Origin of the sequence: Brevundimonas sp., from assembly GCF_041919755.1 — a bacterium.
Taxonomy (GTDB): Bacteria; Pseudomonadota; Alphaproteobacteria; order Caulobacterales; family Caulobacteraceae; genus Brevundimonas.
Genome location: NZ_JAYRTD010000003.1, coordinates 301,893 through 314,585 on the forward strand (window position 1 = coordinate 301,893; position 12,693 = coordinate 314,585).

Here is a 12,693-nt window from a genome sequence, read left to right on the forward strand (position 1 = left end):
CGCGGTCGTCGGCCCTTCGGGACCTCCCGACCCGACGCGGCCTGGCGGCTCAAGCACGCTCCGCGCTCAAGCAGCGAGCGACCGCGTCGCGAGCGTTAGCGCCCTTAACGCGTATAAGCCGGTGGCATGGCCCCTTCTCCGCCGTCGCGATAGCGGTCGCGCAGCAGGAACTGGCGGCTGGTCGGGGCCTGTTCCTGACCGTTGACGAAGATGGTCTCGGCCTGGCTGAGCGGTTCCAGAGGATCGCCGGACCAGACCACGACGTCGGCGGCGGCCCCGGCGCGGAGCTCTCCGAACTGGCCGGGCATGCCGAAGATGCGGGCCGGATTGACGGTCAGGGCCGCGATCGCCGCCTCATAGGGCAGGCCGTGCGAGACGGCGTTGCCGGCGTTGTAGCGAGCCTCGCGGGCGCGGTGGATCGAGCCTTCATTGCCCTTGATGGCGATGACCACACCGGCCTGATTCAGGGCAGCGGCGTTCTGCATCCGCGCGGCGCGCGTCTCCAGATTGCCGGGCAGGTTGGAGATGGGGTTCAGCAGAACCGGCACCTGTGCCGCCGCGATCTGGTCGGCGACCAGCCAGGCTTCCTCGGCCCCGTCCAGGATGACCTTGACGCCTTCCTCGCGGGCGAGGCGCAGCACCTGCTGGATGTCGGCAGCACGGCGGACCGTGACGATCAGCGGCATCTGGCCGTTGGCGACCGGGATCAGGGCCTCCAGGTCGGCGCGGGACAGCGAAAGATCGCGCAGACCCGCCCGGTCATAGGCGGCCTTGTTGCGGGCATAGAGGCGGACCTCGGCCAGGGTTTCCTTGAACTGGGTGAACTGGGCGCCGCGCGCGCCGCCGACGATTCCGGCCCCCGCTTCTCCGAACGGCGCGACCATGGCCACGCGCGGCTTGACCAGAATGTCGGTGCCTTCCGCCAGGTGGATGATCGCGGCCTGGCCGGCGAACAGGCCGGGCGATTGCAGGCCGCCCTCGCCGACGCCGGCGAAGTCGCTATCGTCATGGCTGTGACCGCCGCCTCCGCCACCGGCGTGGCTGGGCATGACGATGGCGCGGGTGATGCCGCCCAGACGGGCGACCGGCAGGGTGAAGGACCAGGGGTCTAGACCATAGGAGACGTCGAACGAGGCGCTGATGGAGTTGGCGCCGTTCGACAGGTCGTCCGAGCCGCCGACCGACGACACTTCAGAGCCGCCCAGCCCACTGTCGACCGCGACGAAGCCGGGCGAGACGACCTTGCCACGTGCATCGATGACGCGGGCCCCAGAGGGGGCGGCTCCGCTGCCGACCGAGACGACGCGGCCGTTCTGGATGACCACGGTGCCGTTCTCGATGACCGAGGAACCGGTCAGGACGCGGCCACCGGTGATGGCGGTCAGTTCCTGGGCCAAGGCGGGCGAGGCGATGGCCACAGCCGAGGCTGCGGCGAGGATGAGGGTCCTGAGGCGCATCAGCGGGCTCCCTGCGTGACGTTGGCGGCGGAGCGGCCGAAGCCGGGTTGGCCCAGTTCGTAGTCGGAGACCGGCTGATAGGCCGGGTTCATGCGGTCGAAGGTCAGGCCCCCGTCGATGAAGACCTGATCGGCGCGGGCGTAGACGCTGAACGGATTGGCGCTCCAGATCACGACGTCGGCGCGCTTGCCGGCCTCCAGCGATCCCGTCTGATCCGCGATGCCCAGCGAGCGGGCGGCGTTCAGGGTGATCCAGCGGATGGCGCGTTCCTCGGAGATGTCCATGCCGATCCGGCGACCGGCGGCCAGGGAGGCGGCGGCTTCCTGATTGAGGCGCTGGGTCAGTTCGGCGTCGTCGGAGTGGATGACGGCACAGCCGTTCTCGGGCGCATCGACCAGGGCGGCATTGGCCTCAATCCCGTCCAGGCTTTCCATCTTGAAGCCCCACCAGCCGGTCCACATGTCGGCGCAGATGCCCTCGCGCGCCAGCATGGGCGCGACCTTGTAGGCCTCGATGGCATGGTGGAAGGCGGTGATGCGGAAGCCGAACTCGCGCGACAGATCGACCATCTGTGCCATTTCGTCGGCGCGGTAGCAGTGGTTCTGGACCAGGATGGAGCCATCGAGAACGCCGACAAGGGTCTCGTTCTGAAGGTTGCGGGTCGGGGGCGAGCCCTCGCCGTCCTCGCGCCACTTGTCCCATTTGGCCTTGTAGTCGCGGGCCGCGATGAAGGCGGCGCGATAGCCGGCCATATTGCCCATGCCGGTGGCGGGCGACTGGTTGCGGCTGCCATAGACGCGTGAGGGATTCTCGCCGCAGGCCATCTTCAGGCCATAGGGCGCGCCGGGCATCTTCATGCCCTGCATGGTGACCGAGGGGATGTTGCGCACCGTCACGCCGCGTCCGCCGAACAGATTGGCCGAGCCGGGCAGGATCTGGAGCGTGGTTATGCCGCCCGCCCGTGCATGGTTGAAGCCGGGGTCCTGAGGCCACAGGGAATGTTCGGCCCAGACCTGGGCGGTGTTGGGGCTAGTCGCCTCGTTGCCGTCGCTCATGCCGGTCACGCCGGGCGAGGGATAGACGCCCAGGTGGCTGTGGGTGTCGATGATGCCGGGGGTCACGAAGCGGCCGCGCGCATCCACGCTGCGGTGTCCGGCCGGGATGGCGGTGGAGGCGTCGCCGACGGCGACCACGCGGCCGTCCGTGATGACCACGACGCCGTTCTCGAACCGGCGTCCGGCCCCGTCGAAGACCGTGCCGCCGACGATGGCCATGTTCTCGCGCGGCAGGCCGCGATAGGTCGAGGGGAAGGGATCGGGATTGGCCGAGGCATCCAGACCGGTCGCCAGCGGAGCCCGCTCGGCGCGGTCCGAAGAGCCGTTGCTTTCAGTGTTGTCGTCACCAGTGGTGGCGCAGGCCGAGACGCCCAGGGCGACAGCGGCCAGTACCGCGAGGCTGACGCCCCGCATGCGATCGATCTTCATTCGGAACGCTCCCCGCGCGCCACCCCCTGGAGGCGCTGAACGGGGCGCATAGAAGACACTGCGGGGGCCGGCGTAAACCCCCCCGCGTCATCATTCCTCGCGCAATCGGGAAATCATCCGAAGGCGCGAGGAAATCGGATCAGCCCAGCGCCGTCATCAGCTCCGGCACGGCGGTTTTGTAGTCGGCGACCAGGCCGTAGTCGGCGACCTGGAAGATCGGGGCGTCGGCGTCCTTGTTGATGGCGACGATGATCTTGGAGTCTTTCATCCCGGCCAGATGCTGGATGGCGCCCGAGATGCCGATGGCGATGTAGAGGGCAGGCGCGACGACCTTGCCGGTCTGGCCGACCTGATAGTCGTTGGGGGCGTAGCCGGCGTCGACGGCGGCGCGCGAGGCTCCGACAGCGGCACCCAGCTTGTCGGCCAGGGGGTCCATGACGGCGTGGAACTCTTCGGCGGAGCCCAGGGCGCGGCCGCCGGAGACGACGATCTTGGCGGCACCCAGGTCCGGACGGTCGGACTTGACCATCTCCTCGCCGACGAAGCTGGCCTTGCCGGTGTCCGAGCCCGAGACGGTCTCGACCGAGGCCGAGCCGCCCTCTGCGGCGGCATTGAAGGCCGTCGGGCGCACGGTGATGACCTTCTTGGCGTCCGAGGACTGGATCGTCTCCAGCGCATTGCCCGCATAGATGGGGCGCACGAAGGTGTCGGCGGAGACGACTTCGACGATGTCGGAGATGGGGGCGACGTCCAGCTTGGCGGCGATGCGCGGCATGAAGTTCTTGCCATCCATGGTGGCGGGCGACAGGACCGCATCATAGCCGTCGGCCAGGGCGACGACCGTGGTCGCGACCGCCTCGGCCAGATGGTGACCCAGCTCACCGCTCTCGGCCAGCAGAACCTTGCGCACGCCGGCGATCTTTGCGGCAGAATCGGCGGCGGACTTGGCATTGTTGCCGACGACCAGGACGTCGACATCGCCCCCCAGGGCCAGGGCGGCGGTCACGGTCTTGTGGGTGGTGTCGCGGACACCTGCGCCGTCGTGATCGGCGATGACGAGAACGGCCATTTACAGCGCTCCTGCGGTCTTGAGCTTGGACACCAGTTCGGCGGCGTCTGCCACCTTGATCCCGGCCGAACGGGTCGGCGGGGCCGTGACCTTGACCACCTTCAGACGCGGAGCGGTATCGACGCCATAGTCAGCGACCGCCTTCATCGCGATCTCCTTCTTCTTGGCCTTCATGATGTTGGGCAGCGAGGCATAGCGGGGCGTGTTCAGGCGCAGATCGACCGTCACGACCGCCGGCAGGGGTGCCGACAGGGTCTGGTTGCCGCCGTCGACCTCACGCGTGACGGTCGCCTTGCCGCCGGCGACGTCGATCTTGGCGGCGAAGGTGGCCTGGGGCCAGTCCAGCAGGGCGGCCAGCATCTGGCCCACAGCATTGTTGTCGCCGTCGATCGACTGCTTGCCCATCAGGACCAGGTCCGGCTTTTCTTCCTCGACCACGGCCTTCAGCAGTTTGGCGACGGCCAGGGGCTCCAGGTCGGTGTCGGACTGGATCAGGATGCCGCGATCCGCGCCCATGGCCAGGGCGGTTCGGATGGTTTCCTGGGCCTGCTGCACGCCGATGGAGACCACCACGATCTCGTCGGCGGTTCCGGCGGCATGATGCTCCTTGCCTTCCTTCATGCGGACGGCTTCTTCGACGGCGATTTCGTCGAAGGGATTCATGCTCATCTTGACGTTGGCCAGATCGACGCCGGTCTGGTCCGCTTTCACACGGGCCTTGACGTTATAGTCGATCACCCGTTTGACGGGGACGAGTACCTTCATTGCGCTGTCCATATGTTCGCCGGAATATGGGGGCAGGGAATGGAACGGCTGTCACGGCCTGTCAACGTAACGCAGCGTCAAGGGCTCTCAACAGTCCGTGCGCGAAATGAGGAAACCGCGATGAACCGCCTTCTGACCATGAAGCGCCTCAGCATCCTGTTCGCGGCCCTGTTCGTGGTCGGTGTGGGCGGCCTGATGGGCTACAAGGTACTGGTCACCGAGCCGAACGAGCGCTGTCAGGCCAAGGGCCAGTGGTGGGATCCGGAAGGCCAGGAGTGCGTCACCCCGATCTTCCTGCCCGACATCACCGGTCGCCCCGTCGGCCAGAGCCGCGCGGACGCCTCCGCCGAGAAAAACCGCGAACTGGTCGAAATCGAGGACGCGCTTGCGGCCCAACGTCGCGCCGCCGCTGCGGATACAGCCCGTCAGCGGCAGGCGCTGGAGAACTGACGGGATAGCCTAGCGCGTCGCGCCTGGCTTCCATTTGATGTCTTCGGCACCGTTGGCATTGGCGCGGCGGGCGGCGCAAAACAGGTGGTCGGACAGGCGGTTCAGATAGTGGATGGCGGCGGGGGTGACGGCCTCTCCGGCCTCGACCAGTCGGACGGCCTCGCGCTCGGCCCGGCGGGCCACGGTGCGGGCCAGATGCAGATGCGCCGACAGGGGCGCGCCGCCGGGCAGGATGAAACTGTCCAGAGCTTTCAAGCTCTCGTTCATCCAGTCGATCTCGGCCTCCAGCCGGTCGACCTGGCTGTCGATGATGCGCAGGGCCTCCCATTTCGGAGCCGGGTCCAGTGGCGTCGCCAGATCGGCCCCCAGGTCGAAGAGCTCGTTCTGAATGCGGGCCAGCATGGCGTCGATGCGGTCGTTCTGGCCCGAGTGCAGCCGGGCCACGCCGATGACGGCATTCAGTTCGTCAACGCAGCCATAGGCCTCGACCCGCGCATCGCTCTTGGACACGCGCACGCCAGAGGCCAGCCCGGTCTGCCCGTCATCGCCGGTCTTGGTGTAGATGCGGTTCAGGACGACCACGGCGCTCAGGCCCCGTAGGTGGATTTCCACCACATGCCGACAATCAGCAGGACGATGGCCAGGGCCTGTAGCGCCACGCGCAGCCGCATCAGCTTGTTGGAGTTCGATCGCGCGTAATCTCCGCCCCGATAGAGCGAATAGATGCCGAAGCCGAGGGTGACCGCCACGGCGCCGATGGCCGCCAGAATGAGGATGTCGAATACGTTGCCCATGTCCTCAACCTAGGCCGCGCGCCGCCCATGCGCCATAGGTCAGGCTGCGACATGGTGGGTCAGGCCAGAGCGTAGCCGCTAAGGGCATGGTCATCTTTTTCGGTCAAACACGGTTCGACCATGACCGACCGCTCCGTCCGCAACCTTGTCCACTTACGCAGCTCCGCCTCCACGGCGCGGGTGCTGAATCTGCTTAACGTCTACAAGGATCACGGCGACGAGGAGGAGTGGGCGGAAAAGCCCCTGTTCCGTACGCCCCAGCTCAACCGCTCGATGATCATCAAGCACAGGCTGCGCCGCGACGAGCTGGATGCCTTTCCGATCAAGCGCCAGGTGGCGACCAAGATCGTCATTCCGATCGACACCAACGACCTGCGAACCGGGGGCCGGTTCCTGTTCGTCGGTCAGCGCCATTTCGAACGGCTGATGAAGGAGGCGTTCGGGGTCGAGCACGACCATCCTGATATCGCCACGCTGAAGCTATTGGACCGGCTGCCGTCGCTCGATCCGTTCCTGCTGCGCGAACAGTTGAAGCGGAACGGGGTCGAACCCGCGCCCTGCTATCTGGCGATCAGCGAATCCGACATGGCGCGGATGCTGCATTTCGTTGAGGAGGAGATCCGTCCGCTGGTGACGCTCAGCCTGGGTGGCGAGAATGCCAACTCCGCCTCGTCGCGGCGTCTGGCCGGCAAAATCCTGTCTAATGAGCCGGGCGACCGCATGGAGGCCCTGCGGCACACCCTGCGGCTGGAGCCCGAGGACTATCAGGAAGGGATCTTCTGCTGGAAGGGCTTCCTCTACTACAAATGGGTGCTGAACAGCCTGCGCGGCGAGATCGACGGCGTGGCCAAGGCCGTGCGTACGGTCAAGCCGATCGGCAAGGTTGATCGTTCGGCCAAAGAATATCTAGACCGGGGCCGTGAGGTGCTGAGCGACCGGATTACCCAGACCTGCGCCGAGGTTTCACGCACGCTGAAAGTCTATGACGACGCCTATGTCGGCCTGTCGGTCGAGGGTGGGGCCAATGCATTTCGCGATTTCCTGCTGGCCGCTCCAAAGATGTTCGCGCGTCTGGGCGACCAGCTGGGCGCGGTCCAGCATGTGGTCAGCTTCTGGCGGTTCCGGTTCGGGCCCAACGCCAATCCGGTCAGCGTCGACGAACTGATCGACATCTTCATGGACTTCGAGAACGGCCTGGCCGGCCGAAGTCAGGAACTGGGCCAGTCGATGATCGCGGCCTGATACGAAAAGGGCCGGAAGCTTGACGCTCGCGGCCCAGTTCATTTCACCATCTCGCTCAAGCAGCGAGCGACCGCGTCGCGAGCGGTAGCGCCCTTAGTATCTATAATGATCCGGCTTGAACGGGCCTTCGGTCGGGACCGAGATATAATCGGCCTGTTCCTTGGACAGGGTCGTCAGCTTGGCCCCCAGTTTGCCAAGGTGCAGCATGGCGACCTTCTCATCCAGGTGTTTGGGCAGGACATAGACCTGGTTGTCGTACTTGGCCTTGTTGGTCCACAGCTCGATCTGCGCCAAGGTCTGATTGGTGAAGCTGGCGCTCATCACGAACGACGGGTGGCCCGTGGCATTGCCCAGGTTCACCAGACGGCCCTTGGACAGCAGGATGATCTTCTTGCCGTCCGGGAATTCGACGTGATCGACCTGGGGCTTGATCTCGTCCCACTTCATGTTCTTCAGGCCCGCGACCTGAATCTCGGAGTCGAAGTGGCCGATGTTGCAGACGATGGCGTTGTGCTTCATCGCCCGCATGTGATCGACGGTGATGACGTCCTTGTTGCCGGTTGCGGTCACGAAGATGTCGGCCTTGTCGGCGACGTCGTCCAGGGTCTGGACATCATAACCTTCCATGGCGGCCTGAAGGGCGCAAATGGGGTCGATCTCGGTCACGATCACGCGGGCACCGCCCTGACGCAGCGAGGCGGCCGAGCCCTTGCCCACGTCGCCATAGCCGCAAACCACGGCGACCTTACCCGATAGCATGACGTCGGTGCCGCGACGGATCGCGTCGACCAGGCTTTCGCGGCAGCCGTACAGATTGTCGAACTTGGACTTGGTGACGCTGTCGTTGACGTTGATGGCCGGGAACGGCAGGTCGCCCTTCTTGGCCATTTCATACAGGCGGTGGACGCCGGTGGTGGTCTCTTCCGACACGCCGCCGATGGCGTCGCGGATAGCGGAGTAGAAGCCGGGCTTTTCCTTCAGATACCGCTTCATGACGGCGAAGAGGGCCTCCTCTTCCTCGTTCTGCGGGTTGTCGAGCACCGAGGCGTCCTTCTCGGCCTTGGGACCCAGGACGCACAGCAGGGTGGCGTCGCCCCCGTCGTCCAGAATCAGGTTCGGATAGCCGCCGTCTGCCCATTCGAAGATCTTGTGGGCATAGTCCCAGTATTCTTCCAGCGTCTCGCCCTTGGTGGCGAACACCGGCGTGCCGTTGGCGGCGATGGCGGCCGCGGCGTGGTCCTGGGTCGAGAAGATGTTGCACGAGGCCCAGCGCACTTCGGCGCCCAGAGCTTCCAGCGTCTGGATCAGCACGGCGGTCTGGATCGTCATGTGCAGGCTGCCGGCGATGCGGGCACCCTTCAGGATCTGCGACGGACCGAACTCCTCGCGCAGCGCCATAAGGCCCGGCATTTCGGTTTCCGCGATCGCGATCTCCTTGTTGCCGAAGGGGGCCAGCGAGATGTCGCGTACGATATAGTCGGTCATGGGCGGGGGTCCGGTCGATAAGAGTTGCGCGCATATAGACCGCCCACCCCCTCGCGGCAAGAAACCCATAAGGATGTCTTTATGTGTTTGGCGGTGGCGCGACCCCTGTAACAGCTTGGCGGCACGGTTCGGTGGCGCTAATCAGCGGCCATGACCCAAGCGACCGCTCACCCCATGGCCACGCCCCGCAACGACTGGACACTGGAAGAGGTCGAGGCCCTGTTCGCCCGCCCCTTCATGGAGTTGGTCTATGACGCGGCGACCGTGCACCGCGCCTGGTTCGACCCGTCAGAGGTGCAGAAGTCGCAGCTGCTGTCGATCAAGACGGGCGGCTGTGCCGAGAACTGCGGCTACTGCTCCCAGTCCGCCAGTTTCCAGACGGGGCTGAAAGCCGAAAAGCTGATGGACACCACCACCGTCCTGGCCGAGGCGATGGCGGCCAAGGCGGGCGGAGCCAGCCGCTTCTGCATGGGGGCGGCCTGGCGCGAGCTGAAGGATCGCGACACGCCGAAACTGGCGGCGATGATCTCAGGCGTGAAGGCCCTGGGGCTGGAGACCTGCGCGACCCTGGGCATGCTGACGGCCGATCAGGCGCGTCAGCTGAAGGATGCAGGCCTCGACTATTACAATCACAACCTGGACACCGGCCCGGAATACTACGCCGAAGTGGTCACGACACGCACCTATGACGACCGGCTGGATACGCTGAGACATGTGCGCGATGCGGGCATGTCGACCTGCTGCGGCGGCATCGTCGGCATGGGCGAGGCCCGACGGGATCGCGCTGGCCTGCTGCATGCGCTGGCGACCCTGCCTGTGCATCCCGACAGCCTGCCGGTCAATGCCCTGGTGCCGGTGACCGGCACGCCGCTGGGCGACCGCGTCAAGCGTGAGGGCGAGATCGATCCGATCGAGTTCGTGCGTACGGTGGCCGTGGCGCGGCTGGTCTGTCCGCGCGCCATGGTGCGCCTGTCTGCCGGGCGCGAGACCATGAGCCCGGAGATGCAGGCCCTGTGCTTCCTGGCCGGGGCAAACTCGATCTTCGTGGGCGGCAAGCTACTGACCACGCCCAATCCCGAGCAGGACGAGGATGCCCAGTTGTTCGCCCTGCTGGACCTGAAGTCCATGGCTCCGCAGATCGCGCCTTCACAAACACAGGTGGCACAGACGCAGGCCGCGTAACCGGACCTTAAGCGCCCTGTGCGAGGGTCCGGCCATGGATCGTCGCGCTCTTCTCGGCCTCGCCGCCGTTGCCGTTTCGGTGCCCTCCGCCGCTGCGGCCTCGGGCGGGGGTGGTGGTGCTGCGCCACAGGCGACCTTCATGCGTCTGCCGACCATCACGGGTAGCGTCTCGGGGGCCAGTGGCCGTCGCGCTGTCATGTCGGTCGAAGTCGGTCTGGATGTGCAAGATGCCGCTCTGAGAACCCGCGCCACCCAGTCGGCCCCGCGTCTACGCGCCGCCTATAATACGGTGGTGCAGCGGGTGGCCTCGACGACCCTGCCCGGCATGGCCCCGGATGTGGAACGTCTGGTCGCCGAGCTTCAGGCCGCGACCAATGCGACCCTGGGACGGGCCGGTGCGCGCCTGCTTATCGGGACTGTGATGGTGGTCTGACGACCCGCCTCAATCCCTCGTCGGGTCGGCCTGTTTGTCGTCGCCGTAGGTGAGGGCCAGGAAGACGTCTTCCAGATCGGGGTCTTCGGTGGTGATGTCGGCGATGGTCACGCCGGCGGCGCGGACGGCGGCCAGGACGTGTTCGACCGAGGACTGGCCCTTCTTGTAGCTGACCGAGAACGATCCGTTGGGCCGGGCGACAGCCTCGAACCCGGTCAGTTGCGGCAAGCTCTCCAGCGGACTGTCAGGCGTCACCACCACATTGCGGGTGTCCAGGCGGCGCAGGAGTTGCGGGGTCGGTTCACAGGCCACGACCGAGCCACGGTTCATGATGGCGATGGTGTCGCACAACTCCTGGGCCTCTTCCAGATAGTGGGTGGTCAGGAGGATGGTCACGCCTTCGGCATTGATGCGCCGGACATAGTCCCACAGCTGACGGCGCAGTTCGACATCCACACCGGCGGTCGGTTCGTCCAGGATCAGGATCGGCGGGTTGTGAACCAGGGCCTTGGCGACCATCAGGCGACGCTTCATGCCGCCGGACAGGGCGCGGACATAGGCATTGGCCTTGTCCGACAGGCCGAGGGCGGCCAGCAGTTCGTCGCTGCGGCGCTCATGGGCGGGCACGCCATAGAAACCGGCCTGAACCTCCAGCGCCTCGCGCGGGGTGAAGAAGACGTCGGCCACGATTTCCTGTGGCACGACGCCCAGGGCGGCGCGGGCATCGCGTGGCTGCTGGTCGATGTCGCGACCCCAGATGGCGGCGGTGCCCCCGGTCTTGTTGACGATGCCGGCCAGGATGTTGATCAGGGTCGACTTGCCCGCGCCATTGGGGCCCAGCAGGCCGAACATCGAGCCGCGCGGAATGACCAGATCGACGCCGTTCAGCGCGGTCTTGGGCGGCGACTTCTTGTTGCCCGCATAGGTCTTTTCCAGCCCCCGCACCTCGATGGCATTGACGGGCAGGGTGTCGGTCTGGGTCATTAAGTCGGCTTTGTCGGAACGTTCGCGGAGCTGCGGGTGCGCATAGGTATGGGCTGTCCGGCTCCGCGCCAAGTCCGGGACGAAAAGGTGCGGGTTCGGATGACGTGTCAATGACGCTTGACAAGGAGTGCCGTCATGTCTAGCGTGCTTGTCATTGTGTAGCGCATCCTTGACGGAGATGATGACGATGAAACCTCTCAACCGCACCCGTATCATCGGCTTTGCCGCCATGGGCGTCTGTGTCCTGGGCTATAGCGGCATGGCCCTGGCCATCGTGCTGGGCAAGACCGAGGTCCTAACGACCACCCAGTCCTTCATCATGGCCGGTATTTCGGCCGTGATCGGCGAGATCGGGCTTTGGGTCGGGGCCGCCTGCCTGGGGCTGACGCTCTACAAGAAGCGCAAGGCCATGCTGGACCGACTGATGGGGCGCAGGCCCGCAACCGCAGGGTCTTCTGGTTTGGATGTTAGAGAGCAGGTTTGACCTCGGGGGCGGGTCCGCATAGGACTCGCCCGCGTTCACTCCGAGCCCTATCCAGCCCTGTCAGGTCGACATGCCGCCGCGCCATCCCGACGTCTTCGTTCCCCCGCCCGAGCAACTGATCGTGGCGACCAAGCGTGTGGCCTGTGACGGCGGCGGCGGCGTGCTGGGGCATCCGCTGGTCTATCTGGACATGGGCGAAGACGACTTCGTCGAGTGCGGCTATTGCGATCGGCGCTTCGTGCTGAGCGACCACCCGCATGCCGAGAGTGAATATCTGGACCCGGCTGCCAGGCCCCCGGAAGCGCACTGATCGCACAGGGTTGCGTTTGAAAACGGACGTGCGATAGTCCTCGCATGACTGCCGCTTCCTCCGCCACCGCCGCCGCCTTTGCCACCATGACCGGTCGCGACCTGCTTCAGGCCGTGATCGATGGCCAGCTGAAGGGCGCGAGCATCGCCGACAGCCTGACGTTCGAGCTGGTCGAGGTCGGCGACGGCTTCGTCGCCTTCGAGGGCCAGACGGGTCCGCATCTGCTGAATCCCGCCGGCATGGTGCATGGCGGCTGGTGCCTGACGTTAATCGACAGCGCGGCGGGCTGCGCGGCCCATTCGACCCTGCCCGCAGGCGTCGGCTATTCGACGCTGGAAACCAAGGTTAACTTCGTGCGCCCCATCGCCGTCGACATGGGCCGGGTCCGCTGCGAGGGCCGGGTGATCAATCCGGGCCGCCAGATCATCACGGCGGAGGGCACGGTGAAGGATGCGGCCGGGCGTCTGCTGGCCCACGGCACCTCGACCCTGATGATCCTGCAGCCGAGAGGCTGAAACCGCTCGTTAATCGACGCGGCGCACCTTGCCCTTTCC

At 66.0% G+C, this 12,693-nt stretch carries 15 protein-coding genes; 7 read left to right on the forward strand and 8 right to left on the reverse strand.

Annotated features, from left to right (window positions below):
* Window positions 1–104 precede the first annotated feature (104 nt).
* The 4 genes from ACE3TH_RS06500 to ACE3TH_RS06515 form a co-directional block, all read right to left on the reverse strand.
* A complete protein-coding gene (locus ACE3TH_RS06500; protein WP_374598479.1) occupies window positions 105–1,457 on the reverse strand; it encodes an amidohydrolase family protein in 1,353 nt (450 codons plus the stop codon).
* The gene (locus ACE3TH_RS06505; protein WP_374598481.1) at window positions 1,457–2,941 is read right to left on the reverse strand and encodes an amidohydrolase; all 1,485 of its coding nucleotides are present in this window, start codon (window positions 2,939–2,941) and stop codon (window positions 1,457–1,459) included. The genes ACE3TH_RS06500 and ACE3TH_RS06505 overlap by 1 nt, the downstream gene beginning before the upstream one ends.
* Window positions 2,942–3,080: 139 nt before the next feature.
* On the reverse strand, window positions 3,081–4,010 hold the full coding sequence (locus ACE3TH_RS06510; RefSeq protein ID WP_374598483.1) for an electron transfer flavoprotein subunit alpha/FixB family protein: 930 nt from the start codon (window positions 4,008–4,010) through the stop codon (window positions 3,081–3,083).
* Window positions 4,011–4,775 carry an electron transfer flavoprotein subunit beta/FixA family protein gene (locus ACE3TH_RS06515; RefSeq protein WP_374598485.1) on the reverse strand — a complete coding sequence of 255 codons (765 nt, stop codon included), beginning with the start codon at window positions 4,773–4,775 and terminating at the stop codon, window positions 4,011–4,013.
* 120 nt (window positions 4,776–4,895) lie between these two features.
* Here ACE3TH_RS06515 and ACE3TH_RS06520 point away from each other — a divergent pair, with 120 nt between their 5' ends.
* On the forward strand, window positions 4,896–5,225 hold the full coding sequence (locus ACE3TH_RS06520) for a hypothetical protein (RefSeq protein WP_374598487.1): 330 nt from the start codon (window positions 4,896–4,898) through the stop codon (window positions 5,223–5,225).
* Between the two features lie 9 nt (window positions 5,226–5,234).
* Here ACE3TH_RS06520 and ACE3TH_RS06525 read toward each other — a convergent pair whose 3' ends face one another.
* Both ACE3TH_RS06525 and ACE3TH_RS06530 read right to left on the reverse strand, forming a co-directional pair.
* Window positions 5,235–5,807: a cob(I)yrinic acid a,c-diamide adenosyltransferase gene (locus ACE3TH_RS06525; RefSeq protein ID WP_374598580.1), complete on the reverse strand. Its 573-nt coding sequence runs from the start codon at window positions 5,805–5,807 to the stop codon at window positions 5,235–5,237.
* A 5-nt stretch (window positions 5,808–5,812) separates the two neighbouring features.
* Window positions 5,813–6,019 carry a twin transmembrane helix small protein gene (locus tag ACE3TH_RS06530; RefSeq protein WP_296169316.1) on the reverse strand — a complete coding sequence of 69 codons (207 nt, stop codon included), beginning with the start codon at window positions 6,017–6,019 and terminating at the stop codon, window positions 5,813–5,815.
* 120 nt (window positions 6,020–6,139) lie between these two features.
* Here ACE3TH_RS06530 and ACE3TH_RS06535 point away from each other — a divergent pair, with 120 nt between their 5' ends.
* Entirely contained in the window at window positions 6,140–7,261 is a 1,122-nt protein-coding gene (locus tag ACE3TH_RS06535) for a hypothetical protein (RefSeq protein ID WP_374598489.1), read from the forward strand.
* 93 nt (window positions 7,262–7,354) lie between these two features.
* Here the strand turns inward: ACE3TH_RS06535 and ahcY are convergent, their stop codons facing one another.
* Window positions 7,355–8,746 (reverse strand): adenosylhomocysteinase, encoded by a 1,392-nt coding sequence (ahcY, locus tag ACE3TH_RS06540; protein ID WP_374598491.1) that lies wholly within the window; start codon window positions 8,744–8,746, stop codon window positions 7,355–7,357.
* 174 nt (window positions 8,747–8,920) lie between these two features.
* On the opposite strand from ahcY, the gene bioB reads away from it, so the two are divergent.
* Window positions 8,921–9,928, forward strand: a complete 1,008-nt coding sequence (gene bioB / locus ACE3TH_RS06545) for a biotin synthase BioB (RefSeq protein ID WP_374598582.1) — start codon at window positions 8,921–8,923, stop codon at window positions 9,926–9,928.
* A gap of 34 nt (window positions 9,929–9,962) precedes the next feature.
* A complete protein-coding gene (locus ACE3TH_RS06550) occupies window positions 9,963–10,361 on the forward strand; it encodes a Tat pathway signal protein (RefSeq protein WP_374598493.1) in 399 nt (132 codons plus the stop codon).
* 9 nt (window positions 10,362–10,370) lie between these two features.
* Here ACE3TH_RS06550 and ACE3TH_RS06555 read toward each other — a convergent pair whose 3' ends face one another.
* Complete coding sequence (locus ACE3TH_RS06555; RefSeq protein ID WP_374598495.1) at window positions 10,371–11,345, reverse strand: ABC transporter ATP-binding protein; 975 nt, start codon at window positions 11,343–11,345, stop codon at window positions 10,371–10,373.
* Window positions 11,346–11,532: 187 nt separating this feature from the next.
* Between ACE3TH_RS06555 and ACE3TH_RS06560 the strand changes: the two genes are divergently transcribed.
* From ACE3TH_RS06560 to ACE3TH_RS06570, 3 genes are all read left to right on the forward strand, one after another.
* Complete coding sequence (locus ACE3TH_RS06560) at window positions 11,533–11,829, forward strand: hypothetical protein (RefSeq protein WP_374598497.1); 297 nt, start codon at window positions 11,533–11,535, stop codon at window positions 11,827–11,829.
* Between the two features lie 70 nt (window positions 11,830–11,899).
* Entirely contained in the window at window positions 11,900–12,139 is a 240-nt protein-coding gene (locus tag ACE3TH_RS06565; RefSeq protein ID WP_374598499.1) for a zinc-finger domain-containing protein, read from the forward strand.
* 44 nt (window positions 12,140–12,183) lie between these two features.
* Window positions 12,184–12,654, forward strand: a complete 471-nt coding sequence (locus tag ACE3TH_RS06570) for a PaaI family thioesterase (RefSeq protein ID WP_374598501.1) — start codon at window positions 12,184–12,186, stop codon at window positions 12,652–12,654.
* Window positions 12,655–12,693: the final 39 nt, after the last annotated feature.